Source organism: Novipirellula methanifontis, assembly GCF_052161655.1.
Classification (GTDB): domain Bacteria; phylum Planctomycetota; class Planctomycetia; order Pirellulales; family Pirellulaceae; genus Novipirellula.
In genome coordinates this window covers 2,331,292-2,357,644 of sequence record NZ_CP197418.1, presented here as the reverse complement: position 1 = coordinate 2,357,644, position 26,353 = coordinate 2,331,292, and the positions used below count along the sequence as shown (strand labels likewise).

The window sequence follows — 26,353 nt, the reverse complement described above, 5'->3', positions numbered from 1 at the left end:
CTAGTTGTAAGCGGAAAAGCCGCAAAACGCACTCCCACAGGATCGATTCGGTCGAGCTACGAAACGGTGAATACCGACCAAGCGGCACCGAGAAGGGCTCAGACCGACTTCTGTTTCCGCTGAGCTTCAATTTCCTCAAACGTGTACAACCGTCCGGTTCCGGACCCAGGACAAACGCTGCAAGCCTCTTTCCAGTCCTTCTTTCGCTCCAGATTGCTGTCCCAGAATGGCCAAGTCCGGCACTGAATGGGCCTCGCTTCGTAGACACTGCATTTGCGGGTCTCGGGATCCAGCAGAATACAATCGCCATCGGGATATTCCTTCAAACTCTTGTCTGCTCCCACCTGACGCACGAACTGGTACTCGAACGAGTCGACATCCATTTCCATTTCGTTGGCCAGATCCGTGATTTCGTCTTCATTGACCCACACAAATCCGGGCTCGCCGCTGCAGCAATCCCCACACTGGGAACATTCAAAGCGAAGACCATCGGCGTACCAAGGATCGTCCTTTTTCTTCGTTTTCGAAGGTTGCTTAGTGGGCATCGTGGCTGAAACTGCGGGTGGATGGGGATCAGGCTCGAAGGGAAACGTCCGCTGCCGAGCGATCGTTTCCAAGTTTGTTCCGAGCAACAATGGACCTATTACTGTATCGTTTCACCGCGAAATGGTCGACGCTGTCGCCCGTTTTTGCAATGCGGCGGATGATCGCGTCTGAGTTGTACGAGGCGGTGGCCGTGCTAAATTGGAGTGTCGACCTCTTTTTGCTTTCTATCGGTTGCTTTTTTGAGGATCCAAACCAATGCGAATGTCCTTACACCTACTCACACTAATGGGTGCCACCTTGTTGGCCCCCGCGATCGTCGATGCTCGCGAGTGGTCGAGCTCGGACGGCCAATTCAAGATCGAAGCGGACGTGATCGCGTTTAACGATTCCACGGTGGTCCTAAAACGATCGTCTGGCAAATTGGTGGCCGTTGAATTAGCGGAACTTTCGCAACAAGATCGCGATTACGTCACATCCAAAGAGACGATGGATGCTTATCGTAAATCTGCGAATGAGATGCAAACATGGACCTCGGCAGACGGATTGAAGATCCGCGGCCGGGTCATTGCGTATGGCAAAAATGATCTCGTCGTCCAACGCAAAGTGGGCAACGTGTTTGTCAACAACCAGCCGTTCGCACGCATCGATCCTCTTCACCAAAAGCTGGTCTTAAAAATCATCTCCCATCTCGAGGGGAGAAAGATCGAAGACCAAAGCCAGTTCGAGGCTTGGACGAAATCGCTCGGAGCGACAGCGAAAACGTATCCGCTCGAGGGCGTCTTGATGAAACTCGAAAGCGGTGACGAAATTAGCGTTCCCTTCTTTTTGTTTTCCAAAAAAGATCTCGCGGTGCTGCAACCTGGCTGGGAACAATGGCTCAGCAACGAGGAAGATGAGGCCGCGCGAGAACGCGAAAGTTTGATGGTCCAATCATCGGCGATGCAGTACCAACGGGAAAGCGAAAGGTACTATCAAATCGAGCGTATGAAGCTCGATATGCTTGCAGCGGCCACAGGCTTGACCTCAATCTGGGAAGTCATGCTCGACCCGCGACAAGGTGTATACGGTCGTCGCACCAGCGTCATCGTTACGGCCCCCAACAGTGACATCGCAACTCGAATGGTGACCGCTCGCTATCCAGGCTATATGGTGATCGGCGTGCGACGAGCAAATCGGTAAACCCTCAATTGCTACCTATCACTTGCCTTCGGGCGAAACGATGGTCGTCGCTAACAAAAACATGGTCGCTGAAAAGCCATGATTGTTATTCCACGAAAGATTCCGAATGAGCTCCGATCCGTTCGCCGTACTGATTGTTGATGACGAGCCTAATATCCGCTCGGGTTTGGCAAAGGGACTCGCAGGCGAAGCTGATATCGTAAAAACCGCGGGCGATGCGGACGATGCACTGGACCAATTTGCCAAAGGCTCGTTCCAATTGGTGATTGCGGATGTGCGATTAAACAGCAGCATGACGGGAATCGAGCTGTTAAAACAAATTCACCACTTGCGTCCCAACGTTGCCGTGATCGTGATCACGGCTCACGGTACGGTCGAGACTGCTGTCGAAGCGATGCGAGCGGGTGCCTTTGACTTCATTTTAAAACCACTCGACTTGAATTTGATTCGTCAACAAGTCCGCAAGGCACGTGAATATTATCAATTGCGAGTCGAGAACCAACAGCTGAGAACACGATTGGCCGGTGCCGGACAAATGTCCAATATCGTTGGCAATGGCGCTGCGATGCAGGCGGTCTTCCAGCAAATTCGCCAAGTGGCCGCGACCGAAGCGACGGTGCTAGTCCAAGGCGAAAGTGGCACGGGAAAAGAGTTGATCGCCCGTGCCCTACACGATCTCAGCGACCGAAGTAGCGGCCCCTTCATTGCCGTAAACTTGGGGGCGATGCCTGAAAACCTGCTCGAGAGCGAACTTTTTGGCCACGAAAAAGGCTCGTTCAGTGGGGCCTCGCGACGAAAGCCGGGATGTTTCGAGCAGGCATCCGGAGGTACGCTGTTTCTTGACGAAGTGACTGAGATGCCGGCGAAGAGTCAAGTCGATCTGTTGCGAGTGCTCGAATCACGTGTCTTCGTTCGCGTTGGGGGCGAAGAATTAGTTCACGCCGATGTTCGCATCGTTTCAGCGACCAACCGTTCTGTCCATGATCTGATCGAAGAAGGCGTCTTTCGTGAGGATCTGTATTATCGTCTGAACGTGATTCCGATCGAAGTCCCACCGCTGCGAGCCCGTCGCGAAGACATCCCATTGTTGGTGGAACATTTCTTGGAACAGTTTTGTAAGCGTCATTCGCGAGACGCAAAACAACTCTCTCCCGCTGCGATGCAAACGCTCGTTTCCTCGAATTGGCCAGGTAATGTTCGACAACTGAGGAACGTCATCGAACGAATCGTCGTAACCCACAGCGGCGAAGTCATTCATCATGACGAATTGCCTGCCGAATTGACTCGCGTACCGAGCTCTTCCAATAAAACGCTCATTTCCTTGGCCGAAGCAGTCGAAACGTGTGAGCGAGAAACGATCGGAGCCGTACTCGATGCTTATGATTTGCATCGCGACAAAACGGCCAAAGCGCTTGGCATCAGTGTTCGCACGTTACATTATAAGATGAGTCGATACGGTTTGCACTGAACGATTCCTCTACAATGAGCCCCTCCCCGCGGCCAACGCCGTCCACGAGTTGCTTAAGCAGATCAGTTTGAATCATCTTACATAATGATCTGAGCCGACGGCGTTAGCCGCGGGCAATATTGACGCTCTCCGCGGCTAACGCCGTCGGCTCACGTAATGACCTACCTAACTTTCCTACCTATTACACCGAGATTGATTGATGTTCACCCTAGTTCACCGCCTCATTGCCACTTGGATGGTGCTGCACGCATCGTTGATATTCGCTCAACAGCCAGCGATTGCTACGCTGGATCCCGAGATGGCGGTCAACAAGAAATCGGCCGGTGGCGTTGATTGGTACGATGTAACACAGTGGGGTGTCGAAGGCCGTATTCTGCCTGAGCAAGAACGAGTGCAGTGGTTTGATCGACTGCCCGCGTCTGCGGAATCATCGGTTACAAAAAATGTTTGGAATCTAAGTCGCGACAGCGCAGGGATGATGGTTCGGTTCAAAACCGATTCAACTGCAATCCATGTTCATTACAAATTGAAGGATGCCGGTTTAGCAATGCCCCACATGCCTGCGACCGGTGTCAGCGGAGTGGATCTATACGCTCGCGATGGCAACGGCGATTGGAAGTGGGTTCAAGTCGCCAAACCTTCGTCACAGGAGGTGAAAGTAGAGCTCGTTAATGGATTGGCGGCCGGACAGCGTGAGTATGCAGCCTACTTGCCGCTGTACAATGGAGTGGAATTCATGAGCATCGGAGTAAAAGAGGGCAGTCACTTCGAAGGACTCACACCACGTGAAAAGCCAATTCTGTTTTACGGCACGAGTATCACTCATGGGGCTTGTGCCAGTCGACCGGGAATGGTTCACACTGCGATCCTGGGTCGACGCTTTGACATGCCGGTCGCTAATCTGGGGTTCTCGGGTAACGGCCGGATGGACAAAGCAGTGGGTGACTATTTGGCACAGGTCGATGCAACCGCGTTCGTCATCGACTGCCTGCCTAACATGGTCCCCGCTGCGGTCGCCCAAAAGTGCGTTCCATTAGTAAAGCAGATTCGCCATTCGCATCCGAATACCCCGATCGTTCTTGTCGAAGACCGACGCAACACCAACGACTGGATTTTGCCAGCACGCCAGAAGCATCACACGGAAAATCACGCTGCTTTAAAAGCTGCCTACAACAGCTTGATCGCCGATGGAGTTAAAAACTTGCACTACATCGACGGCGATCATTTGTATGGTGACGATGCCGACGGTGCGACGGATGGCTCGCACGCGAGTGATCTCGGCTTTTTTCGGCAAGCCGATGTGTTTGAACCCATCCTGCGCAACGCCATCAATGACAAGCGTTAATGCAGCGCGGGCGGCAACAGCTGAGCAAAGCGTGATGCCGTGGGTAGATGATTTTTGCCCAGCCCGCGGTCGCCTTTGACCCAGCCGAGTGGCCGTCCCCGATATTGAATCACAGTCCAACCGCGGGTTGGACAAGGAACCGGTGATCCGCTGAGATATTGAGTCGCCACTTCGTGATCCACATCCATCGTTTGGTGACAGCGAAGTCGCGTGTCGCGTTGTAGAGCCGCGGCGTGCGCGGGTTTCCACACTTTGCCGGTACGGTGGGCAATCTCGGGGCCAAGCTTTGCAACGGTTTCCACCCAGACTGGCGAGTCGTTGGGGATTGCATAGAGTGAAGAGTCGCTGGCGAAATAACGATGCTCGCCGGTCGACTCCGCAAACCATTGATTAAGGTCGACGGGAGTTTTGACAGGTTTGGGAGTGCGAAACGTCTTTGCCGAATCCGCCGTTGCTGATCGCCGCAGCGAGGCTGCAAAGCTTCCAGCACAATCATGCTGGTGAGGCCACAGTCGATAACACGCTGGGGTGATTGGCGATGCATACGGTTGTAGCTCGTCCAACGGGTCAGGGGTGAAGTCTTCCGAATCCAACAGCCTATCGATTTGCGATTCATTCTCGGCAACAGCAAAAGTGCATGTGCTGTAGACCAGTTTCCCACCGGGGCGAAGCAGTCGACTCGCGGCAGACAAAATCCGCTGTTGTCGCGAGGCACTATGTTCGATTTGATTTGGTGACAGTGCCGAGACGGATTGGCGTTTGCGTGACAATAACGCTTGTCCGCTACAAGGCGCATCAACCACAACGACGTCGAAACAGCCAGCCAAATGCTTTGCTAGATCATCAGGGTCAAGCTGCGAAATCGCAAAACGGTCCGATCCCGTTCGTGACAAGTTGTGCAGCAAAGCAGGAACACGCGAGCGAATCGGCTCATTCGCCAACAGGAAGCCCTCGTCGCCAAGTGACTCAAGTATTGCGGTTGCCTTGCCACCGGGTGCGGCACAGAGGTCACAAACGATTTGGTTTTTGAGAGCGTCTTTACGATCCGCTTTTAGAGCTGCCAGTGCAAGCAGCGATCCGGCATCTTGAACATAATAGTCAGCCGCCGCATAGGCGAGTTGCTTCGACGGACGCGTCTCGGGTGACACACAACGGTAACCGAGTGAGTACCAAGGCACTGGCTCGACGCTGAATGGCAATGATTGCTGATCTACACCATTTCGCAAACGAACCACGTTGCGGTGTCGTTTTCCTAATGCCGCGATAAATGCACCGAGCTCTTCGTCCTTAAACGAAATCGATCCCAGAGCATCGCGAACTAAGTCGCGAAATGGCTCGTCATCAAAGGACTCGCTACTAGGCTTGGAAGTCAAACTCATGCCTGTCGCTGGAACCAACGCCAAGCGGACAAACCCATCGACAAACCGCCGGCAAGCAACAGCGGCGAGGTCAGCGTGAACATGATGAAAACGATATGGGCAAGATGGCCTGAAGAGTTGTCGCCCCCGGTCACTGCACCGTTTCCGAACAGAGCTTCAAGATCGTCTTGCACTGCAGGAACTCGCATCGCGTAGAGTCCGCCGGCAAAAATCACGGCAAAGATTACCATCATCAACATCAACACAGCGAGGCTGACTTGGGGCAGACGGCGATGACGCGACGATGGATGCATGCGAAAGGCGAAATGAGAATCGAGGCAAGCGAAATTTCGGTGATTGCTCCACGCCTTTGTTTGCTAAAAGCTTTCCAGGGGGAGTCCACTGACGAGAACTGGCACACATTCGCACCAACCGCAGCTTGCCTACTTTACTACGGGGCAAGCCCGATCGTCAATCAACCATGTCGGGCAATCGCCGCTCACTAAAAGATGCCGGCGCCAAAATCGTCATCTTCTTTGGGAGTCACTTTCTCGCGACTAGGCGAATCCATGAAGTGAGGTCGTTTGGGACCGCTGCCACCGGAACTTTCCGATTCAGGCTTGTCGATCAAGGCCGCTTCGTGTGAGGGCGTTGCCTCATCATTAGAGCGTTGTTCGTTTTGCCGATTTGCCGGTGACGAGGGGGGGCCGGCATCTTCATAATCGAAATCATCATCGTAGCGTGATCGGTAACCCGGTTCACGCGATCGACTCAGTTCGGCTTCAAACTCTTCGATCACCGCGTTTTGAATCAATTCACGACAATCACTGTTGATCGGATGAGCAACATCAGCATACAGCTTTTGAGGCGAATCCATGTCTGCGTCGACTTGCAACTTCACACCGCAGTGATTGCAATACGTCGCGCGAAGATGATTCTTATAACTACAACGCTGGCAATGCCCCGTTAACTTTCGACTTGGCATGGCGACAAAAGGACCGTTCGCACCGTCAATGATCTTCAAGTCGCGAACGACAAAACAACCGTCAATGGTGAGCGAGCAAAACGCTCGTAGACGATCCTCGGAACCTTCCATTAACTTGATGCGTATCTCTGAGATCTGCACTATGTGACCCTCCCTAACCGCGATGGCTTTGGTGTGCGGATTGTCCGGAGCCAACAGTGAGTCTCAACATATTCAGCAACTCTGGACTTCGAACTTATTCAATCTGAATGCTGGCGGGGACAAGCACCGAACTCGTAGCAACAACTCTCGCAGTCGGTATATCTTGACAATCGGCATGTGGCTCGTCGCACCGGTGCTGTACTCCACCATATCGACTCCGCAATTGCGATGCCATTTGTGTCGCTTGAGTTGCCGACGTTGTTAAGCCAAAGCAAGCTGATCCGCTCCCTGTTAATTGACACCCAAGCAGCCCGTGACGCCACATCGATTTTAATATTTCGTCAATTTGCGGTGCGATTTTTGATGCGGGCTCCTGAAGTCGATTACACATTTGCGAAGTGATTTTTTGCAAAATACCCACGTTTAACGCTGCAATCAGAGGTTCGGCGGACTGTGGGGCCGCCGAAATGGACGATTTCGAGTAAATCCTTGCTGTGGACAAGCTTTCTGCCGGAAAAACGACCACAGCGTTAAGTTGAGCAGATAACGCAACTGGGGAAAGCTGCTCGCCGCGTCCTAGAGCTCGAGCCGCCGCCCAGGCTGTCCCCGCATTTCCAAGAAAAAATGGCACGTCGCTGCCGAGATCCGCAGCCAATAAAGCGATATCAGGGTGATCGCTGGGGATCCCGCATAGCTTTGCGGCACAAAGCAACGCCGAAGCCGCATCGCTGCTGGCGCCCCCCATTCCCGCTCCCGCGGGAATGCTTTTTGCCAGTTCGCAGGAAAATCCTCCAGCTAATTCGAAGTGCTGCAGAAAACCTGTTAGGGCGCGATGGACGAGATTACGTTGATCACTCGGAATCGCGAGTAACGATTTACCATCGTCCGAGTCCGGTTCCACTCCCAATTCGCTTGCGATAATTTCGAGCGATGGCATCCATTGCACTGCGAGTTGGATGCCTGGGGATTCGCTTCGCTGCACACGCAATTGGTCGCGCCAATCGATTGCAACCATGACGGTGTCAATATCGTGAAAACCGTCGTCCCGCTTGCCAATCAACTCGAGAAACAAGTTTAACTTTGCCGGCGGGTGAGTCACGGCAATCGATGTCATGGGAAGAGCTTGCACAGGACGACTCGGAGGCTTCTACGTTGCAGGGGGCTTCATCGTTGCAGAGGTCTTGCACGGAGGCGAGTTCGGCTTTCAGGCAACGTTGGTTTCACTAGCCGAAGTCGTTTGGTTGTCGATCGAAGTGATGTCGCTTTGCTTCATCGCAACGATGGTGACTCCGTTGCGGCGAGCGTCGGCGTACGTTTGAGTTTGATCGACCACGATCGTCTTGCCTGCCTCGATGGCGATGACCGTACCGCCTGCTTTTGCCACTCGCTCGATCGTTTGCGGGCCAATCGTCGGAACATCAAACCGCATGTCTTGGTTCGGTTTGCTGACTTTGACCAATGTCCAGCCACCGCGACGGCATAGCTCGCCCGTTCGCTCGATGCAAGCGTCTGTGCCTTCGATCGCCTCAACGGCAATCACGGTCCCGTCCTTGATCGTAATCGATTGCCCGATATCCATCCCACCCATTTGCCGAGCAACCTGCCATCCGATTTGAACGTCACGTTGTGCACGGCTGTTAAGTGATTTGCCGACAAGAGTTCCGTGTTTCACAAGTAGCTCCGGTGCAAAATCGGTTGCGGCACAAATCTGCATGCCACTGCGTATGTAAGTATTGGTAACCGCCATCAACAATCGGTCGTCGCGAGCGTCTCGTTTACGCCCAAATAGCAACGGGCCAAACGTTCGGATCGCGTGCAGATCAGGCAAGTGTTTCAGCCACACCGATCCTTGAAACAGAATATCCGATTTGAATAGCTTGCCTGCCATCGTGACTTGTTTTACGCCTTGGCGGCGAAAGTAGCGAATATGGCCACCCACCTTGCCAACACCCAACCAATGGACATCGCGGCAAATCGATTCCAATTCGTTACTGGCGTGCCCTTTGATCGCGATGCAGCAGACATCACGTCCTTCGCGGACAATCGCCTCAGCAACTTCGATAGGGAAACGTCCCCAGCCCGCGATAATGCCGACAGGCGAGTGCGAAGAAATGTTGGTCATGGCTACGCGGCACGTTTGGAATGCGATTTAATCGAGATCGACTCAGGCGGTTTCGTTGCCGAGTGCATTGATGCGGCGCTGGCTTCGTTGCTTTGCTGAATCATGCGATCGATATCGCGTCGCAAGTTCTTGATTTCACGACGCATTTCGGGCAATTTACGCTCGACCGCCATGATTTGCATTTGCTCACGCTGTGGGGTCGCGGGAGAACCGAGATAAACTTGGTGCCCTTCGCAATCGTCCATCACACCGGCTTGAGCGCCCACGATTGTTTGGTCGCCCAGGTTGATATGGTCTTTCAGCCCCACTTGGCCCGCCAAGATGACGTAGTCGCCTGTGGTGCAACTGCCTGCGATTCCAACTTGGCTACAGATCAGATTATGACGACCAATCTTGCAGTTATGCGCGATCATGACTTGGTTGTCGATCTTGGTTCCTTCGCCGATGCGAGTGGTACCATAGGTTCCTCGGTCGATCGTGACGGAGGCTCCGATTTCAACATCCGAATCAATTTGGACAAAGCCGAGTTGTGCGGTCGGAACGTGGCGTCCCGCTTCTTGGCGATAACCAAATCCGTTTGCGCCAATGATCGTTCCAGAATGGATCGTCACTCGGTCGCTGATTTGCGTGTTTTCGTAAAGCGTAACGTTGCTGTGGATAACGCAATCGTCACCGATGTTGCAATTTGGCAACACAACGACACCAGGCATGATTCGGGTCCGCTGGCCAACACTGACACCGGCACCGATGATCGCTGATGGGTGAATGCGTGCCGATTCAGCAAGCGTCGCCGACGGGTCAATTCCCCAACCCGGCAAATCGAATGAGACCGGAGGACGAAAACAGGCCACAATTTTAGTGAACGCGTCGCGAGGATCGCTGACGACGATCTGAGCCATCGATGTGTTTTTAAGCGGCTCGGAACAGACGACAGCAACCGCTTTGGATTGCTCGAGATCCGCTGCCCGGCGGGGATCGTCGAGCATCGTGACGTGACCGCTGTCCTCTTCCCCCAATGGGAATGCACCATGGCAAACGGTGTCGCCATCACCGCCAATGAGCTTTCCTTCGGCCAAGATGGCCAAGCTGCTAAGTCGTTTTTTCATCGGGAGCATCCTTGCTTTGCTTTTATGCTGTTTTTGAAAAGCCTGCCCGCGTCACGATCCCTGCACGGCGAGCTTTCTCAATTCATGATTCGCGGCTTCTCACGCCTCTGTATACCTGCGTGTGAGAGTTTCCATCAAGAGCGATTTCAAATCAAAGGGATGCTTGAGTACGTCGCGGCAGTTTCGGTTTCTACTTTCAAAACAAGCTGTTTTCGGGCCAAAAGCAACACAAAACGCAGTGCGAACATTTTGAATGTCAGCACTGCGTCGAATACCGATTTGCTTTTCGGAAATTGCTAGCAAGCACATTCCGAGTAAACATCCTTCCAAGCAACCTGAAGATTTGAAAAAAACGAACAGCGTGGCGGGCTACGCGCCTTGTTCTGCCAACGAGGGTAAGTGGGGCCGCTCGTTGCCTTGATCATCAAGAAACGAGATTTTTCCGCTAGCCACATCGTAAATGGCACCGACGACCATTACTTTTCCGGCTTCGACAGCAGTTCGAATTGCTCCACTTCGAGTCGTAATTTTTTGCACGGTTTGCATCACATTACGAACAATCACTTCGTCGACAACCGCTTCGATATGCGATTCCCCTTGAGCACTCGCTGTATGGAACGCACCGCGATCGACTGACGGTTCGATTTCGTCGATGATCGCATGTAGATGGGGGCAACCTGTCGCCTGTTCGATGTCCTGGTTCGTACCTAGCAAATTCACGGCGGCGGTAACGGCACCACAGCGAGTGTGCCCCATCACGAGCACAAGTTTGACGCCCGCAACCGTGACACCATACTCGATACTGCCAAGCGATTTTGTGCCGATTACATTGCCAGCGACGCGGACACTGAATATGTCACCCAGACCGACATCAAGCACCAATTCGGCTGGAACTCGCGAGTCGATACAGCTGAGCACCACCGCCAATGGGGTTTGCCCGCTCGCTGTTGCATGGACTTGGCGACCAAAGTCACGTGTCAACCGATTACCGGAAACAAATCGGTGGTTGCCTTCGCGTAGGATCGATAGAACTTGTCCTGGGGTCACACGGTCCTGTAGTTCACGCGTTGAATAGTCAGCGAATTGAATTTCGTCTTGCAATTTGTACTTGTCGCGAAATCCTTTCAAGCTAACCGTCACGCCACGCACCGGCGCAGTGTTTGTCTTGTAGTCGCGAATCAGGCTCAAAATATCCGGATCGATATAGTCCGACTCCGTCGCGTCAATCAACAAGTGGGTGCCTCGCGATGCATTGCCCAGCAGTTTGTCCAAGGCCGCTCGATTCAGAAAACTAACCTGGTTTGCCAGTTCCACATGGACGATATCGCCATCGAGGTGGGTTTCGACAATCCGGCGGATCGGACGACGCAAATTGCTGTTCAAAATGAACAAAACGCTGACCCCTAGGCCGATCAGAATCCCAATCAGCAGGTCGGTCATCACGATCGAGACGAGCGTGATGATAAACGGAGCGAATTGATATCGGCCTTCTTTCCACATCTGGGAAAACAGCTTTGGACTGGCCAGTTTGAACCCGGTAACAAGCAGGATTGCCGCCAGCGCAGAAAGCGGAATCATGTTCAGGTACATCGGGAAGAATACCGCACACACCAGCAGCAGCACTGCATGGAAAATTGCAGACAATTTCGTTTTTACTCCGGCGTCGACGTTGACGCTACTGCGGACGATCACCGAGGTCATCGGCAGTCCTCCGACGAGTCCTGCGATAACATTGCCCACCCCTTGCGCGACCAATTCGCGGCTCGGAGGTGAATCCCGATGCTCGGGATCGATTTTGTCAACCGCTTCAAGATTCAGCAATGTTTCTAACGAAGCAACAATCGCAATCGTCACTCCGGCGATATAGATTGCCGGATTGGTCCACTGAGAAAAATCGGGCGTGGTGAAGAACGAGAAAAACGCAGAGGTGGATTCTGCGACGGGAAATTGCACAAGGTGCGACGAAGAAATTTCCCATTTTCCGCCCAGGGTGCGAAGGTAGACACTGATGGCAACGCCCATCAAAACGACGACCAAAGGGCCGGGCAGGAAAGACCGTTTCAGTGGTTTGACTTTCTCCCACAAGATAAGCACGCCAATCGAAAGGAGTCCCACTACCAACGCCCCAACATGAATGTCGCCAGCAAAGGTAGAGAAAATTTCGGTGAACGTGTTTTCGTTATCGGGCTGCGAGAATGCCATGTCCCCTTCAGGATCGTTGTCATGGCCAAGAATATGTGGGATTTGCTTCAAAATCAGGATCACGCCGATCGCGGCCAGCAGCCCCTTAATCACACTCGATGGAAAGAACGCCGAGAGTGCACCGGCGCGGGCGATCCCCAATCCAATCTGCAGCACGCCGCCGACAAGCACCGCGAGCAGAAACGCCTCGAAAGATCCCAATGTCGCAATCTGGACGGCGACAATCGCGGTCAGTCCCGCCGCTGGACCACTAACGCTGGTGTGCGACCCGCTCAGCGAGCCAACGACAATGCCTCCGATGATGCCGGCTAAAACGCCCGCAAACGGTGGTGCATCCGAGGCAATCGCGATGCCCAGACAGAGCGGCAATGCCACCAGAAAAACGACGATCCCCGCAAGTAAATCCTTCGGAACCGTTTGCGGAGAAAAAATTGAGGAACGTGTGTCAGGTTGAAGTAGGTTTGAGTTAGCCATCAATGGTGTTTTTATAACAGGGGTTGTTTTTTAATGAGTTTGCGAGAAAGAACTCGCCGTAATCGTTTTCGTGAAAATTGCGCAAGTACATCCGGGGCGTGCTTCTTCGGAACCACCATGCAGCGTCAGATTCGCCGTGCTACGTTGGAAACGCCACGCTACCTAGAAACTGCAATTCGCACCGATATTCCAGCGCTGCACCAACGTGCATGACGTAGCCACAAATGCTCGCGTCGAAACGCAGACACAAAGTACGCAGTGCGGGTGATATCGGCAGCTATTTGCTGTCAAAAAGACGCCGGGATGTCGAACGGCGAGAGCGTCCGAAGAAGAAGGTCCGCTAACAGCGGATCGGCGCAAGCAGTGCTTCGTGAATTCGATGCCCTTCGAGACTGCGTCGAAGGGTAACCTCATTTAAACGACCCGATGCTCCCGAGCGCAGCAGGGCCGACGCGACGGGGTAGGCGCTTTCGCGTCGATTGCGGAGTTGCGAATTTCGTTCGCGACTCGTCTCCGAAATGGGTTGACGTTCCTCGTGCTCTTCCGCTGGCGTTTGTGAGTCCGAAACGTTGGCAAGCAGCGACGCAGGCACGAAAAACGTCCCACATGGCAGTGCCAAAGCGAGCATCACAAGAGCGAAGAATGCACCTGAAAAACGCGGCATCATGAACGGATTTGCACCAAAAGGATCGAAATGGCAACGGAGTGACAGCGATTCGGAGAACGACTGCCCCGTTGGAGATACGATAGAAAATCGAGTGAGTTCGTCAAGATGAAAATTATTATGCCACAGCTCGATACAGACAACGCATCGAAAACGGAAATTTACCAAGAGTGCATCAATCGAGTGCCACCCCCCCATGTTTGACCCGCCACGACTACCCTCGTTCTCGGGCACTGCCAGCGAACAAGCGACAAGCGATGAGGCGTTATTCCCAAATATCCACACCATCCTTCAGCTCGTTCGGTGTCATGGTTTGATGTTGCCAGTGCGTGCTTTGCTTGATCTTTTCGACAAACTCGGGTCGCGCAAACTTAGCCCTCCCCGTCACCCGCTGAGCATCTTCCGTACGCAGATAGAGTCCTTCCATCCGATCGTCGAAACCCCCTGTCCAAGGATTTTCGAACGAGGCACCGAACGCAGATGAGTCGGCCATCGGTTCGAGGTCCGATTTCTTGAGCAATCCACGATGAACGATCGGAACCGTCTCGATTCCCGAACCTTCAAGCAATTGCATTCGCTTTTCAAGCGTCAAGAAGATGCTGGTCACTTTGTCATAGAGATCAAACTCCAAGAAATAGTGCGACAGTTCGCAATCGTGTCTCAAATATCGAATCAAATGACCAGAACGTGCAGGACGCAAAGGGGCCCTGCAAAGGTTCACTCAATCCGTCTCGATGTCCAATTCAGAGAACCAATTGAAGAACGCTCGCGATTTGAGTTTATTTTGCCACGGCTTTCGCATATTGGCTTCATCGCCGCAATGAATCACCTCATCGGCACGAGGAACATCGAGCTCCCCGTGCCGAGTATGAGTATCAGAGATAAACCAAATCTTCACGTTGTCATTCGCCTCGCTGCGTTCACTCGCCGTATTTGGCGAGAAACTTGTTGGAAATCGATTTGAAGGAGACACGATCATCACCCGACCCATAGACCCACACCAGCCCCTCACGTTCTGACTTTGGGTTGAGCATGCTCTTGCCTTCCGCGAATTCAAGTACCTCGTCAATGGAGCCAGGAAGTTTGTGAACACCAACCGGTGGCACCGACTTCAACTCGAATTCGGCATAAACCGCTTCCATTTTAGCCTTCTCCAAATAGGACGAAGCTGCGATGGCGATTATATTGAATACGAACGGCTCGGGTTCCTTGAACGCATAGCGGTTGCCTTGGATTCCTGGCCCGACCAGTTCACCTTGAATCGCATTGGATCGTCGAATCGCATTGGATCGTCCGAGAGCTTCGAGTCGTGCTCGAAGCTCCAATGCCCGGACCACTCGCCAATGGCTGTTACTGTCGTCTTCGGCCAATTGCCAGTTACGGCCGCACACACCGAATGCATCTTCGTGGAAGAAGGCAGTAAACGAAGTTCCGTCGACCTTTTCCGAAATATAGAACGGTTTGCCACGATACGAATCGAACTCCTTCGCGAGATTTTGAATTCGTTCCTCATCGGTCTTGGAAATGAACGACGGGAACGGACCAACGACCCGGCCGCCCAAGCACGCGGGAATTGGCGGCTCGTATTTGACGATGCCGAGTTCATCACTGACGTCTTCGCCAAGTTCAAACGGACGACCAAGCATCTTTGGACTCAGCAGCAACCCCTGCGAAATCTGTCCCCGCAGCTTCACGGTTCGCAAACGAAAACCCTCGCAATCATCCATCGTTTTCAGCGATGACTTTCGTAGGAACTCGAACACTTCTCGTACTGGCAGAAAGGAGTCGATCTCGCAGTAGTTCACGGCGTCACCGACTGCAAACTCGCTCTTCTTAGTGACGCATTTCCAGCCATCGACGATCGCTAATTCAATCATGTCCGCCCCGTCGATTGGTTTCGTCTGATGAACGGTGCGGATCGTTGCCAGTTTTCTCATCGCAATTCTTTCAGTGTTAGTCTACATGTTCCCAGACCCTACCCCGCGGGAACTCGCGGTGCCTGCAGGCTTCCGCCTGCCGGGTTTCCGGTTCTCGTGAGGTGGGAGCCTCGGGAACAAGTGAAAACGGGGTCTTCAACCAGATCCACTACGGGCGATCGCTGATTCTTCGCGGGGCCAGAACACTCGCCTTGGTCCAATCCGCCTGAAAAACATCTATGGACTTTGTTTTTTGGAGCTGGAAAATGCTGCTGAATTCTATAGACGAGCCTGGTTCCAATCGCTCCGAAGCACGCCAAAAACCACATTTTCCTGTAGCGGACCAAGCGAGCTCTCGCTCAAATACGCATATTCGCCGACGTTACCTCGCTGACGTTGGATTGCCTTCCAATTTTGGCTAGAATGTTAGCATGTCAAAACCAACCAAAAAGAATCTTGATCGCAGGCGTTTCGTCCTTCGTTCTGTTGCTGGATCGCTCGCTCTGCCCGGGCTTGCGTCACTGAGGGCCGAGTCGGTCGGCAGCAACTCGGCGGTTCGAGCGACCCGCGGCGCTGGTGTCGGTGCCCGCCGGTTCGTTGCGGTAGGCAACTTGCTTGGATTTCAGCAGAAGCATTTTTTTCCGGAAACCACCGGAAAGGAATTTGAGCAGACAACGCTGCTGAAACCGCTGGAGGCAAACCGCGACCAGATCACGGTCTATCGTGGCCTCGATCACGGACTGCGTGGCGGGCATTTCGCCGTGCATACATTTCTGTCCGGCGTGCTGCACCACGAATCGAAGCACCGCCCCGACGGCAACGTCACCATCGACCAATTCCTTGCCGATGAGGTCGGAGGTCAAACGCGTTTCGCGTCGTTGACCGTCGGCTCCGAAGGCGGCATCCACGGCGGCTGCCAAATGTCGTGGACCAAGTCGGGCGTCCGCGTCCCGCCCATCACAGCTCCCGCCGAATTGTTCGACAAACTTTTTGTCACCGAATCGAAAGAACGACTGGCTCAGAAGGTCAAAGCGACGACGCTGAATTCTTCGATTCTCGATTCGATCACCGAAGAAGCGAGCTCGCTGTCCAAGCGAGTCAACAAAGAAGACAAAGCAAAACTTGACGAGTACTTCAGCTCGATTCGCGACGTCGAAAAACGGCTCGAAGTCCGCCGCCGCTGGGCCGATCAACCCAAGCCCGATGCACCATTCGATAAACCTGCCAACACGAACACCGTCGACGACCTGCCGATGTTGTACGAGCTGATCGCACTGGCGCTACAAACCGATTCGACCCGGATCGCCACGTTGGAAATCGGTGGCAGCTTCTTGCCCCAGAACCTCGGAATCGACAAGTCCTATCACAGTCTCTCGCATCACGGCAACGACGAAGAGACGGTCGCACACCTGATTACACTCGAGTCGTACCAGCTGGAACAATTTGGAAAGTTCTTAACACGGCTGGCAGCAATCCAGGACGGCGACCAGAGCTTACTCGAATCGACCGCGGTGCTGTTCGGAAGTGGCATGGGCAACGGCAGCTCGCACACCAACACGGACCTGCCGATCCTGATGGCGGGTGGTGGTTACGGCCGCGGCGAGTTCAAGAAAGTCGGCTCCAAACGCTCGGGCAATGTCCCACTGTGTAACCTGTTCGTCGACATTGCCCAGCGGATGGGTGTCGAGAAGGACTCGTTCGGAACCAGTACCGGCACCCTCTCGTAAACGCGATCACTATGCATCTCTGTGAGTCTGTCCAACGTGGGGCGTTTCACGCCGTTTGCGTTATCATCTTCGCTATGGCCACGCAGGCCGTTGCCGTCGCAGCGGAAGCAAATCCCAAAAAAGGAACTGCTTCCGAAGTCGCTGCTGCTGACAAAAACAGCGCCGTGTTAGCGAACTTCATGGGCGAATTCTGTCTGCAGTGCCATGACACGGGCTCGGCCGAGGGCGAGCGAGAATTCGAGTCGTTCACACTTCCGATTACCTCGGAACAGCAACTGATCACGGCCGATGAGATCATCGATTCCGTGACACTGAAACTGATGCCGCCCGAGGACGCGGACCAACCGAGCGACGAGCAACGCCTGGCCCTGCTGAGCGTGTTGCGAAACAGCATCGCAGAGGCTCGCGAAAATTTCAAAAGCTCGGGTGGCCGCACCGTCATGCGTCGGCTTTCCAACCGCGAATATGAAAACACGCTGGCGACGCTATTTGACCGCCGTGTCGACACGCTGGGGCTGACCGCAGATTTCCCCAAGGAAAACACCAGCCAGCACATGGATACGATCGGTGAGTCGCTGGTGACATCGGGCTTCTTACTGGACCAGTACCTGCAAGCGGCTTCGCGACTGGTGGAGACACGTCTCGGCAAACCGGTGATGCAGCCCAAGTCGTGGCACTTTACTGACAATTTCCAGCAGTACGAAGAACTGACGGGTGCTCACCGCAGCGTTTTCAAATTCAAGTTCCTTTGTCTGTACGAACAGCCCAACACAGATACGCGGCAAGGCGGCTATGGACACATCGAAGATTTCTTGGAGGGCGTCCCGGTGTCGGGTCTTTACGACATCGAAGTTAACGCCCAGGCAATGCACCGCGACACGCATTACGACCCCAAGATTTTTCGCATCGACTTTTCCGAACCCTTTCAGCTGGCCGTCGTTCCTGGCGACGCAACCAAAGGACACATCCATTACCCGCAAGCGATCGAACCGATTCTCGGCACCGCCATCGTTCCTGATGACAAGCCTGAATGGTTGAGTTTCCGCGTCTGGCTAGATGCCGGACAGACACCTCGATTTATTTTCCCCAACGGTCCGTACGAATCACGGGCGTCGGTGATCGAAACGAACAAGCGATACAAGGACGAATTCAAGAATCCCACGGTCGGGGTCAGCCGCACACCGCTGCTTCGCGAAGGTGCGCTGCCTCACATCAAGATCGGAGAGATCAAGGTTCGAGGTCCGCTGCCCGAAACCGCTGGCGGAAAAGAGGAACAGGCTGTTTTCGGCGGCGAGGGGTTTCAGGCAGATCAAGCGATCGAGCAACTGTTTGCCTTCGGCCAACGAGCGTACCGTCGTCCGCTGGACAAATCCGATCGCACGCGAATCGAGGCTATCTATCAAAAACGTTTGTCGGAGAAGGCAAGTCCGCGTCAGGCCGCCTTGGACACGCTGAAGATGATCCTTTGCTCGCCGTCGTTTCTGTACCTCAGTGAAATTACCCCCGAGGACGAGACGAAGCTGCGTCCGTTCGACCTTGCCTCGCGACTTTCCTACACGCTGTGGGCAGCGCCACCGGACGACGAGCTGTTCGCTGCTGCCCAATCCGGCCGTTTGACCAAGACGGACGAGTTGAAAAAGCAAATTGCTCGGCTGCTTGGTGATGATCGGTCGGACGAGTTCATCAACGGATTTCTCGATAGCTGGTTAAACCTGCGAGACATTGGCAATCTGCCTCCGCCTCGCAATGACGCGTGGGAATACTATGCCCAGAATCTGCCTGAATCGATGAAACAAGAAGCACGTCTGTTCTTTCGGAATCTGCTTGACGAGAACGGATCGGTGATCGATTTCCTGGACGCGGATTACACCTTTGTCGACAAGAAATTGGCAAAACTGTACAAGTTACCCGAACAAGACACGCTCCGTTTGGCTGATGGATTCCAGCGTGTCAGTCTGAATAAGAACAAACAGCGCGGTGGTGTGCTGGGGATGGCCGGTGTGCTGACCGTCAGCGCCAATGGCGTCGACACTTCTCCGGTGACACGCGGTGTGTGGGTTCTCGAAAACATCCTCGGTATCACACCTCCGCCACCGCCAGACGAGGTACCTGCGATTGATGCCGATGTGAGCGGCGCGACGACGATCCGCGAGAAGCTGACGAAACACAGCCAGGACAAAGCGTGCTACGTGTGTCATCGAAGCATCGATCCGCTCGGTTATGCCCTCGAAACGTTTGACCCGATCGGACGTTGGCGAGAGAAATACCCGAATCCCAAAGGCAAGGGCTCGACAGCGAAGGTGGATCCGTCGGGCAAGTTGCCGTCGGGTGAAACGTACAAAGACTTCCCTGGCTTCAAAAAAGTGATGTTGGAAAGTCGTCGTGATCTGTTCGCTCGCAATCTGATCGAGAAGCTGCTCACGTACGCGGCAGGACGACACATGGAGCGGACGGACCAGTTCGAAATCGATGATATTTTGGACCGCGTCAAGGCCGCCGACTACGGACTGCAAACGATGGTAACGGAAACGCTGACCAGCGAGATTTTTCGATCACGTTAAGTTCCAAAAAATTAATTCGCAAGCTTGACCGTAGTGGATCTTACTAAAGATCCCGCATACAGGATCTTTAGCAAGATCCACTACCGTCACTCTTCAAATCCCCCCATGTTCCAGGGATAATGATGAAAACTGACTTTTCCGCCGCGATAGCCCTCTGTTTCCTAAGCTTCGTTTCCCAATCGCATGCCGCCGATTCGAACTGGCCCCAATGGCGAGGCCCCGCCGGATCTGGCATCACTTCGGCCGCCGCGGTGCCGACCCAGTGGGGGCCGGACAAAAACGTGAAGTGGCGGATCGCGTTGCCTGAGGCCGGCAACTCAACGCCGGTCGTGTGGGACGACCGCGTGTTTTTTACTCAGCCGCTCTCCGAATCCAACCAGCGAAGTCTGTTTTGCGTTGATCGAGAAACCGGTCGTGAAGTCTGGCGACGCAGCGTAACGTACGACAAACCAGAAACATCGCACAAAACGAATCCCTATTGCTCGGCGTCGCCGGTCACCGACGGGAAACATGTGATCGCGTGGTTCGGGTCCGCCGGACTGGTTTGCTGGGATGTCGATGGCAAGGAACTGTGGCGCCGCGACCTCGGCACGCAGCAGCACATATGGGGCTACGGATCGTCACCGATTCTGCACGACGATTTGTGCATCCTGTTGTTCGGGCCGGGGAACAACGAGTTCCTGATCGCCGTCGACAAGGTCACTGGCGAAACACGCTGGCAGGTGGACTCATTGGATGACAAGGCCGAACGGGCACTCAGCGGTCCTGAGAATGACGGCAACGCCAACGATTCCAACAGCAATAAACCGCGGAGCGAACGACTGCGAGGTGCCTGGAACACGCCGATCCTGATCGAGGTCGATGGCCACACGGAACTGGTCGCCGCACTGTCGCGCCGCGTCAGTGCGTTCGATCCGTCCAGCGGCGAGCTGCTGTGGACATGTGGCGGAACGGGCCCGTTGGCGTATGCCTCGCCGATGGAATCCGACGGCGTCGTGGTCGCCCTGGGTGGCTACGGAGGTGCATCGCTCGCGGTCCGAGCCGGCGGTCGCGGCGACGTGACACAGACGCACCGGATCTGGCATAAGTCCAAAGATCAAGGATGGCTGGGGACCGGAGTTGCCGACAATGGATCGATCTATATCTGCAACATGAATGGCGTGCTGAGTTGCATCGAGGTTCAAACGGGCGACGAGCTATGGAAGAAACGCACTGATGGCGGAGGCACTTGGTCCAGCATTACGCAAACCGGTGACGGCCGCATGTTCCTGCTGACCAAGTCTGGTACCACCACGGTTTTCAAACCCGATCCTGAAGAATTCAAGCAACTCGCGGAGAATTCGCTTGGTGAAAAGACGAACGCCTCCGTCGTCGCCGCAGGCAGCGACATCCTGATTCGCACCGACGAGGCACTGTGGTGTATCGCGAAGCCTTCGCCAGAGTAAACGCCCAAGCAGCGATGATCCGACTGCAGGTCAATCGCATCTGCGATAGTGCGGAATCCTTTGCGTTCGGTCCATTCCTGTGAGCCGCGGGCCGTAAGGCACCGGGTAATGTGCAAGACCCGGCCGCTCACGCGCGAGCGGCTCACTAAATCAACCGCTCCTTAGTTCGACAGTCCCCTTTTGTGAGCCGCGGGCCGTAAGGCACCGGGTAATGCGCAAGACCCGGCCGCTCACGCGTCACGGCTCACTAAATCAACCGCTCCTTAGTTCGAACAGTCCCCTTTTGTGAGCCGTGGGCCGTAAGGCACCGGGTAATTCGTGGAACCCGCTCGCTCAGCGCGAGCGGCTCACTAAATCAGCCCGCTAATGCCGCCGGCTCAGCTTTGCCGCCGTCAAACCGGACGCATCTTATCGGCTGTAACTCTGGCTTCATCGCCACGGACGCCGTGTCATCCTGCGGCCCCTTGGATATCGCCAGCCCGCCAATGACCACTGACAACACAATGACGAACCAGCCAAATGCGGTGCGGATCCGGTCGGCCGGCAACCGCTCGCCAAGGACCAATCCAACCAGCATGCCAAGAAATGCGAGTCCAAGAAAGGCGAGCGTGACTCCCCAATCGATACTTGTCGAACGTAATTGTCCGGCGAGTCCGGCCAGCGTATTGAACGTGATGATCGCCAGCGACGTTCCGACGGCACGTTTTGCGTCAACGCCGGCGAACAGCACCAGTGCCGGTACGATCAAAAATCCGCCCCCCACGCCTAGAAAGCCAGTCAGCACACCGACGGCCGCCCCGATCAGCAAACAAGGCCAAACGCGGCAACTGCGGTCCCGATGCGATTGTTCGCCTCGTCCTCGCACCATTGCGATCCCGGCCGCCAGCATGATCGCGGCAAAGATCAGCAACAATGTTCGCTCGGAAACCAAGTCGGTGAGGAAAGATCCGAGATAGGCTCCGGGCGCCCCGGTGGCCGACAGTAGGATCGCCGCCCGCGTATGAAAGCTGCCTTGTTGCCAATAGCGTGCTGCCGCCGGCAAGCTCGATCCGCCCACCACGACCATCGACATCACCACGGCTTGCACGACCGGGACGCCGAGCACAAACGTGAAGATGGGCAGCGTCAAAATCGAACCGCCCGCCCCGAAGATGCCTAGCGTGATCCCAACGAGCACCGCCAGAGCGAGTGCGGTAATAAGCGGATCCATCAGTGGCCTCGGTCACGAGAAAAGGCGGCTGCGGCGGCGGGATCACCGAGCGCTACGGGTATCGACATAATTCTTGACGAACTGTTCCAACTGGGGCTGGTCACATTCAAAACCCATTTTCTTGGCCTGTGTGAGTGTCTGTTCCCCTGTCATTCCTTGCTCGGCGGCCATGTGCATCATCACCATCGCGCCCGCCCGCTTTCCCGATTTGCAGTGAGCGAAGACCGGTTTGGGCAGTTCGCTATATTTTTCACGAAACCGGTCGACCACCTCAGGCGACATATCCTGCATCGACACCGGAATGTGCAGATATTTCAGCCCGTTCGATTCGACCTTCTGCTGCTCGGCGTCGGGTGACAATGGCTGATCATCCTCCCCCGCTGTTCGGAAATTGATCAGCGATGCGAAGCCTTCGCCCGCAATTTTCTCAATTTCGTCAGCCGAGGGTTGGGGGCCTACCGTGATTTCGTCGCTTATTTTCATCCGCTGGGACATTGGGTTTCCTTTTACGTCTTGAGTGGAATTAGTTGAACGAGAGTACTCCGTAGCAAATGCGATACCGGTAAAAGGTTGGCCGGCCCCCAAGTCGAATAGAACTTGAAATCGTCAACACGAGTGAGCAGTAAGGCACCGGGTAACACGATATACCCGGCCGCTCACGCGCGAGCGGCTCACTAAACCAACCGCTCACCAGTTCGACTGTCCCATTTTGTGAGCTGATGTAATTCGGAACAGAAATTGCTCCTTTATTCTTTCGCTTGGGCGCACTCATCAACGTCTCTCCGCGGTACGCAGGGCAGGACGATTCAACATAGATATTCACAATCGAGGGTAGCTGCGATGAAAAATCCGTTAGCAAAGCACGCTTGGTCACCCTACATCGTTGGGGTCGGGATCGGCGTACTGAGTTGGTTCGCTTTTTGGAGCGCCGACCATCCGCTGGGAATCACCACCGCGTTTGAACACACCGCTGCCCTGGGGATCGAGGCAGTCGCTCCGCAATTCGCCGAGTCGAATTCCTACTTTCAGGACAACTCGCCAAAGATCAGCTGGGAATGGATGCTAGTGGTCGGCGTCCTACTGGGCAGCCTGCTCAGTTCGTTCTCATCAGGTGATCGTGAGCCGATTGTCGTCCCACCGATGTGGCAGAAGAGGTTTGGCAACAGTGCCGCCCTCAGGTTGAGTGTCGCATTTTTGGCGGGTGGCTTGATGATGTTCGGGGCTCGGTTGGCACAAGGTTGCACCAGTGGTCACGGAATCAGCGGCAGCCTGCAGCTTGCCGCATCGAGTTGGATATTCAGCATTACGTTTTTCACGTTTGCCATACTCACTGCATTTCTACTCTACGGCCGGAGGGCTAGCGAAAATGTTTGATCCAACCTGGAAGCTTGCTCTCGGGCTAATCACGGGAGTCGTGTTCGGCATATTGCTTCAAAAGGGACGCGTCGCAAAGTATCACGTGATTCTCGGCCAATTCCTGTTCCGTGACTGGACCGTGGTCAAGATCATGGGAACGGCGGTAGTGGTCGGCGCGATCGGGATCTATGCGTTATTGCCCACCGACGCGGTCTCGCTGCACATCAAACCGCTGGCCTGGGCCGGCATCCTCGTAGGCGGTGCCTGCTTCGGCGCGGGCATGTCGCTATTCGGCTACTGCCCCGGCACAAGCGTCGCCGCGTGCGGCGAAGGACGCCGCGACGCGATGGTCGGCGTCGTCGGGATGCTGTTCGGAGCCGCACTGTTTGTCGGATTCTATCCTCAGCTCTCTGCGTTTGCCAAAGCCTGGGGTGATGCGGGCAAGATCACCATTCCGCAGTGGACCGGCACTTCACCATGGCTCTGGATCCTGGGTCTGGTGGCAGTTGCTTTGGGCGCCTACTTTTATGCACGGATGAAACACCATCCCACGCAGCGGCCGAGAAGCAAACCGATCGGCCGCGGCAAGCAAGTGCGGGCCTAATAACTCCGTAGCTAGTGTCTGTCATAAAACCTCGAGGCGGCGTAATTTTACAGCTTGAGAGGGCGAAACGTTAGTGTGAAGATTGTTGGCGACCCGCCTTCAACACCACGATGAGGGGCGAATTTGCAGTGTTTTCAGATGACTGCGCGTACCTTCAGCCAGGAGGGTGTCGTTGATCAACTCTGCGTTGTGTCTTTGACCTAATTAGGCCGCTGCACGTACTGTCTTTGCCGCTGCAGCGTCGGGGTTTTCTGCCGCGATCAATAGCCGGCCAAGCACCTGCAGGTTCCGCCCCAGCACGGCTAGGCCAAGATAGCGTTTAAAACCAACTTCACTGCGGTCACGACAACGTTTCAATCCGTTGCCCCGCTGCAACGCACCGACCGCGGATTCGATTCCTGCGTGACGGTGTCGACGTCGGCGTGAGTCGTCTGACTCGTTGGCAACTTCGGTTGCAAAGTTTTGAGAGTTCCGCGATGGACAACTGACGTTGCCAACGATCGGCAACAAGGCTTTAACGTTCGCCGCGCTGTGAAAGCCACGATCAAGCGAAAGTTCTTCAAGCTTACCTTGGTGACGCTGCTGGGCGATCTTCGTTTGCTCAACCACGACACTGCCGTCGGTTTCATCACGATCCATCAGATAGTAATGGCTGATGAAGCCCGCACCGTCCTCAAAGATCATTGCCAGTCGTCCATACTGAATCGGCTCGCCTGCTTTGCCACGTTGGTAGAGTTGCGTATGAGTTTCGAAAAGGCTGAACAGCTTCTCGCTGTTGGGAACGCTCTCGCCCAGCACCACTCGGCGATGCGCGGTATCACGAACCTGTTGGGTCAAACTGGCCCAACCCGTGAGTTCCTCAAGCCGAATGTGCAGCGAGAGAGGCAATGCGTTTTTCGCTGCCTTTTCCAGTGTTTTGACTCTTTGGAGGATCAAGTCTACACGCTCTATCAGGCTACAGTAGAGCGATTCGATCGCCTCCTTCTTTTTGACGATACGACTGGCAGAGAGCTGATTAATTTGTCGATGAAGCTTTTTGATCGTCTTTAACAAGTGAGCGGACTGACGCCACCGAGGAAGACTGATTTCGTCAGCAAGGGTGCGGGCCAGCGGGATGATCTTCCGCATCCCGTCGTACATCAAGCTGCTTTCGGTTGGGTAATGAATATTCGTTTCGATCACGAACGAGTCGGCGCGAGCCGATCCTACTGCATCGCCATGGAACTGTTGTCCGTGTCGAACAATGATGTGGTTGATCTTCTCAATTGTCTCAGGCTTGATCAGACAACACGAATTGCGAATACGGCGAAAGTCGAAATTCGGGTCTTGCTCCCAATCGTCAACACCGAGGATCGTACGGAGATTGTGATGGTTCTCGGCTTGGTCTTGGAGTTTGTCGTAGTCGAAATTGCAATTCATTCTGAGCACTGCCAGCACGAGAATTTGCCAATCATCGAAACCGGGTCTGCCGGTATCGCGGCGCGAGAGCTCACTGACATCTTGCGCGATTAAGTTGGTAAGGCTTCTTCGCAGCGGACCGTCGAGATAGACATGACGCAGGGCAGCGAGAACGGGTATAATTTCGTCACGACAATTCAGATTCAATTGCAACTGCGCGATGGGGGTTGCTGCGAACCGCATCTGAGGTTCATAACTCTTTCGCATCTCGACCACTCCTTGAAGATTTGTGATGAAATTGGTTTTTCCTAACTGTTTCAACACTCGAACCGGTCAAACGGTTCAGTCTTCAAGGAGCTTTTTTCTAAATAACCCCGTAAAACACGGGATCATTCTGTTTGATGACAGACACTAGCTACCGTCGCTAGACGGTGGAAATACGTCCTGGTGAACGTAGGTGCATTTTTAATCTGTGCCTTTTTGTGAGCCGTGGGCCGTAAGGCACCGGGTAGTGTGCAAGACCATTGTCGGCCAGCTTTCCAAGCT

General features: G+C 54.4%; 24 protein-coding genes. 9 read left to right on the top strand and 15 right to left on the bottom strand.

Features of this window, described 5'->3' with window-relative positions; all coding sequences use genetic code 11:
• Positions 1 to 98: 98 nt before the first annotated feature.
• Positions 99 to 545, bottom strand: coding sequence for a YkgJ family cysteine cluster protein (locus SH528x_RS08265; protein WP_442510048.1), 447 nt, complete (start codon positions 543 to 545; stop codon positions 99 to 101).
• 89 nt (positions 546 to 634) lie between these two features.
• Between SH528x_RS08265 and SH528x_RS08260 the strand changes: the two genes are divergently transcribed.
• The 4 genes from SH528x_RS08260 to SH528x_RS08245 all read left to right on the top strand — a co-directional run bounded on the left by SH528x_RS08260 (position 635) and on the right by SH528x_RS08245 (position 4,538).
• Positions 635 to 832 carry a hypothetical protein gene (locus tag SH528x_RS08260; RefSeq protein WP_442510047.1) on the top strand — a complete coding sequence of 66 codons (198 nt, stop codon included), beginning with the start codon at positions 635 to 637 and terminating at the stop codon, positions 830 to 832.
• Positions 802 to 1,725: an SHD1 domain-containing protein gene (locus SH528x_RS08255; protein WP_442510046.1), complete on the top strand. Its 924-nt coding sequence runs from the start codon at positions 802 to 804 to the stop codon at positions 1,723 to 1,725. Before SH528x_RS08260 ends, SH528x_RS08255 begins: the two co-directional genes overlap by 31 nt.
• Before the next feature lie 106 nt (positions 1,726 to 1,831).
• The gene (locus SH528x_RS08250; protein WP_442510045.1) at positions 1,832 to 3,193 is read left to right on the top strand and encodes a sigma-54-dependent transcriptional regulator; all 1,362 of its coding nucleotides are present in this window, start codon (positions 1,832 to 1,834) and stop codon (positions 3,191 to 3,193) included.
• A 199-nt stretch (positions 3,194 to 3,392) separates the two neighbouring features.
• Positions 3,393 to 4,538: an SGNH/GDSL hydrolase family protein gene (locus tag SH528x_RS08245; protein ID WP_442510044.1), complete on the top strand. Its 1,146-nt coding sequence runs from the start codon at positions 3,393 to 3,395 to the stop codon at positions 4,536 to 4,538.
• On the opposite strand, the gene SH528x_RS08240 is transcribed toward SH528x_RS08245, so the two are convergent.
• From SH528x_RS08240 to SH528x_RS08190, 11 genes are all read right to left on the bottom strand, one after another.
• Positions 4,535 to 5,917 carry a methyltransferase RsmF C-terminal domain-like protein gene (locus tag SH528x_RS08240; RefSeq protein ID WP_442510043.1) on the bottom strand — a complete coding sequence of 461 codons (1,383 nt, stop codon included), beginning with the start codon at positions 5,915 to 5,917 and terminating at the stop codon, positions 4,535 to 4,537. The genes SH528x_RS08245 and SH528x_RS08240 overlap by 4 nt on opposite strands.
• A complete protein-coding gene (locus SH528x_RS08235) occupies positions 5,914 to 6,210 on the bottom strand; it encodes a hypothetical protein (protein ID WP_442510042.1) in 297 nt (98 codons plus the stop codon). Before SH528x_RS08235 ends, SH528x_RS08240 begins: the two co-directional genes overlap by 4 nt.
• Positions 6,211 to 6,398: 188 nt before the next feature.
• Positions 6,399 to 7,022: a septation protein SpoVG family protein gene (locus tag SH528x_RS08230; RefSeq protein WP_442510041.1), complete on the bottom strand. Its 624-nt coding sequence runs from the start codon at positions 7,020 to 7,022 to the stop codon at positions 6,399 to 6,401.
• Positions 7,023 to 7,116: 94 nt separating this feature from the next.
• Positions 7,117 to 8,136 (bottom strand): 4-(cytidine 5'-diphospho)-2-C-methyl-D-erythritol kinase, encoded by a 1,020-nt coding sequence (locus tag SH528x_RS08225; protein ID WP_442510040.1) that lies wholly within the window; start codon positions 8,134 to 8,136, stop codon positions 7,117 to 7,119.
• 90 nt (positions 8,137 to 8,226) lie between these two features.
• On the bottom strand, positions 8,227 to 9,144 hold the full coding sequence (locus SH528x_RS08220) for an LpxI family protein (RefSeq protein ID WP_442510039.1): 918 nt from the start codon (positions 9,142 to 9,144) through the stop codon (positions 8,227 to 8,229).
• Positions 9,145 to 9,146: 2 nt separating this feature from the next.
• Entirely contained in the window at positions 9,147 to 10,250 is a 1,104-nt protein-coding gene (gene lpxD, locus SH528x_RS08215) for a UDP-3-O-(3-hydroxymyristoyl)glucosamine N-acyltransferase (protein ID WP_442510038.1), read from the bottom strand.
• 369 nt (positions 10,251 to 10,619) lie between these two features.
• Positions 10,620 to 12,926 carry a SulP family inorganic anion transporter gene (locus tag SH528x_RS08210; protein WP_442510037.1) on the bottom strand — a complete coding sequence of 769 codons (2,307 nt, stop codon included), beginning with the start codon at positions 12,924 to 12,926 and terminating at the stop codon, positions 10,620 to 10,622.
• A gap of 340 nt (positions 12,927 to 13,266) precedes the next feature.
• Positions 13,267 to 13,593 carry a hypothetical protein gene (locus SH528x_RS08205; protein WP_442510036.1) on the bottom strand — a complete coding sequence of 109 codons (327 nt, stop codon included), beginning with the start codon at positions 13,591 to 13,593 and terminating at the stop codon, positions 13,267 to 13,269.
• 262 nt (positions 13,594 to 13,855) lie between these two features.
• On the bottom strand, positions 13,856 to 14,254 hold the full coding sequence (locus SH528x_RS08200) for an RNA ligase family protein (protein ID WP_442510035.1): 399 nt from the start codon (positions 14,252 to 14,254) through the stop codon (positions 13,856 to 13,858).
• Positions 14,255 to 14,311: 57 nt separating this feature from the next.
• Positions 14,312 to 14,488, bottom strand: a complete 177-nt coding sequence (locus SH528x_RS08195; protein ID WP_442510034.1) for a hypothetical protein — start codon at positions 14,486 to 14,488, stop codon at positions 14,312 to 14,314.
• A 22-nt stretch (positions 14,489 to 14,510) separates the two neighbouring features.
• Positions 14,511 to 15,527, bottom strand: a complete 1,017-nt coding sequence (locus SH528x_RS08190; protein ID WP_442510033.1) for an RNA ligase (ATP) — start codon at positions 15,525 to 15,527, stop codon at positions 14,511 to 14,513.
• Positions 15,528 to 15,937: 410 nt separating this feature from the next.
• On the opposite strand from SH528x_RS08190, the gene SH528x_RS08185 reads away from it, so the two are divergent.
• From SH528x_RS08185 to SH528x_RS08175, 3 genes are all read left to right on the top strand, one after another.
• Entirely contained in the window at positions 15,938 to 17,233 is a 1,296-nt protein-coding gene (locus SH528x_RS08185; protein ID WP_442510032.1) for a DUF1552 domain-containing protein, read from the top strand.
• Positions 17,234 to 17,307: 74 nt separating this feature from the next.
• Positions 17,308 to 19,794 (top strand): DUF1592 domain-containing protein, encoded by a 2,487-nt coding sequence (locus tag SH528x_RS08180; RefSeq protein ID WP_442510031.1) that lies wholly within the window; start codon positions 17,308 to 17,310, stop codon positions 19,792 to 19,794.
• A gap of 119 nt (positions 19,795 to 19,913) precedes the next feature.
• On the top strand, positions 19,914 to 21,239 hold the full coding sequence (locus SH528x_RS08175; RefSeq protein WP_442510030.1) for an outer membrane protein assembly factor BamB family protein: 1,326 nt from the start codon (positions 19,914 to 19,916) through the stop codon (positions 21,237 to 21,239).
• Between the two features lie 355 nt (positions 21,240 to 21,594).
• On the opposite strand, the gene SH528x_RS08170 is transcribed toward SH528x_RS08175, so the two are convergent.
• Positions 21,595 to 22,449 (bottom strand): sulfite exporter TauE/SafE family protein, encoded by an 855-nt coding sequence (locus SH528x_RS08170; RefSeq protein WP_442510029.1) that lies wholly within the window; start codon positions 22,447 to 22,449, stop codon positions 21,595 to 21,597.
• 42 nt (positions 22,450 to 22,491) lie between these two features.
• Positions 22,492 to 22,944 (bottom strand): beta-lactamase hydrolase domain-containing protein, encoded by a 453-nt coding sequence (locus SH528x_RS08165; protein WP_442510028.1) that lies wholly within the window; start codon positions 22,942 to 22,944, stop codon positions 22,492 to 22,494.
• Positions 22,945 to 23,187: 243 nt separating this feature from the next.
• On the opposite strand from SH528x_RS08165, the gene SH528x_RS08160 reads away from it, so the two are divergent.
• Complete coding sequence (locus SH528x_RS08160; protein WP_442510027.1) at positions 23,188 to 23,823, top strand: YeeE/YedE family protein; 636 nt, start codon at positions 23,188 to 23,190, stop codon at positions 23,821 to 23,823.
• A complete protein-coding gene (locus tag SH528x_RS08155) occupies positions 23,816 to 24,409 on the top strand; it encodes a YeeE/YedE thiosulfate transporter family protein (RefSeq protein ID WP_442510026.1) in 594 nt (197 codons plus the stop codon). Before SH528x_RS08160 ends, SH528x_RS08155 begins: the two co-directional genes overlap by 8 nt.
• Positions 24,410 to 24,613: 204 nt before the next feature.
• On the opposite strand, the gene SH528x_RS08150 is transcribed toward SH528x_RS08155, so the two are convergent.
• A complete protein-coding gene (locus SH528x_RS08150; RefSeq protein WP_442505442.1) occupies positions 24,614 to 26,131 on the bottom strand; it encodes an ISNCY family transposase in 1,518 nt (505 codons plus the stop codon).
• Between the last annotated feature and the right edge of the window lie 222 nt (positions 26,132 to 26,353).

What these genes read in the sequence shown, in the direction of transcription:
- SH528x_RS08165 (WP_442510028.1), bottom strand. Translation starts at nt 22,944, where the DNA reads ATGTCCCAGCGGATGAAAATAAGCGACGAAATCACGGTAGGCCCCCAA.
- SH528x_RS08175 (WP_442510030.1), top strand. Translation starts at nt 19,914, where the DNA reads ATGATGAAAACTGACTTTTCCGCCGCGATAGCCCTCTGTTTCCTAAGC.
- SH528x_RS08155 (WP_442510026.1), top strand. Translation starts at nt 23,816, where the DNA reads ATGTTTGATCCAACCTGGAAGCTTGCTCTCGGGCTAATCACGGGAGTC.
- SH528x_RS08245 (WP_442510044.1), top strand. Translation starts at nt 3,393, where the DNA reads ATGTTCACCCTAGTTCACCGCCTCATTGCCACTTGGATGGTGCTGCAC.
- SH528x_RS08210 (WP_442510037.1), bottom strand. Translation starts at nt 12,926, where the DNA reads ATGGCTAACTCAAACCTACTTCAACCTGACACACGTTCCTCAATTTTT.
- SH528x_RS08170 (WP_442510029.1), bottom strand. Translation starts at nt 22,449, where the DNA reads ATGGATCCGCTTATTACCGCACTCGCTCTGGCGGTGCTCGTTGGGATC.
- SH528x_RS08220 (WP_442510039.1), bottom strand. Translation starts at nt 9,144, where the DNA reads ATGACCAACATTTCTTCGCACTCGCCTGTCGGCATTATCGCGGGCTGG.
- SH528x_RS08250 (WP_442510045.1), top strand. Translation starts at nt 1,832, where the DNA reads ATGAGCTCCGATCCGTTCGCCGTACTGATTGTTGATGACGAGCCTAAT.
- SH528x_RS08185 (WP_442510032.1), top strand. Translation starts at nt 15,938, where the DNA reads ATGTCAAAACCAACCAAAAAGAATCTTGATCGCAGGCGTTTCGTCCTT.
- SH528x_RS08260 (WP_442510047.1), top strand. Translation starts at nt 635, where the DNA reads ATGGACCTATTACTGTATCGTTTCACCGCGAAATGGTCGACGCTGTCG.
- SH528x_RS08180 (WP_442510031.1), top strand. Translation starts at nt 17,308, where the DNA reads ATGGCCACGCAGGCCGTTGCCGTCGCAGCGGAAGCAAATCCCAAAAAA.
- SH528x_RS08255 (WP_442510046.1), top strand. Translation starts at nt 802, where the DNA reads ATGCGAATGTCCTTACACCTACTCACACTAATGGGTGCCACCTTGTTG.
- SH528x_RS08205 (WP_442510036.1), bottom strand. Translation starts at nt 13,593, where the DNA reads ATGATGCCGCGTTTTTCAGGTGCATTCTTCGCTCTTGTGATGCTCGCT.
- SH528x_RS08190 (WP_442510033.1), bottom strand. Translation starts at nt 15,527, where the DNA reads ATGAGAAAACTGGCAACGATCCGCACCGTTCATCAGACGAAACCAATC.
- SH528x_RS08225 (WP_442510040.1), bottom strand. Translation starts at nt 8,136, where the DNA reads ATGACATCGATTGCCGTGACTCACCCGCCGGCAAAGTTAAACTTGTTT.
- SH528x_RS08265 (WP_442510048.1), bottom strand. Translation starts at nt 545, where the DNA reads ATGCCCACTAAGCAACCTTCGAAAACGAAGAAAAAGGACGATCCTTGG.
- SH528x_RS08235 (WP_442510042.1), bottom strand. Translation starts at nt 6,210, where the DNA reads ATGCATCCATCGTCGCGTCATCGCCGTCTGCCCCAAGTCAGCCTCGCT.
- SH528x_RS08240 (WP_442510043.1), bottom strand. Translation starts at nt 5,917, where the DNA reads ATGAGTTTGACTTCCAAGCCTAGTAGCGAGTCCTTTGATGACGAGCCA.
- lpxD (WP_442510038.1), bottom strand. Translation starts at nt 10,250, where the DNA reads ATGAAAAAACGACTTAGCAGCTTGGCCATCTTGGCCGAAGGAAAGCTC.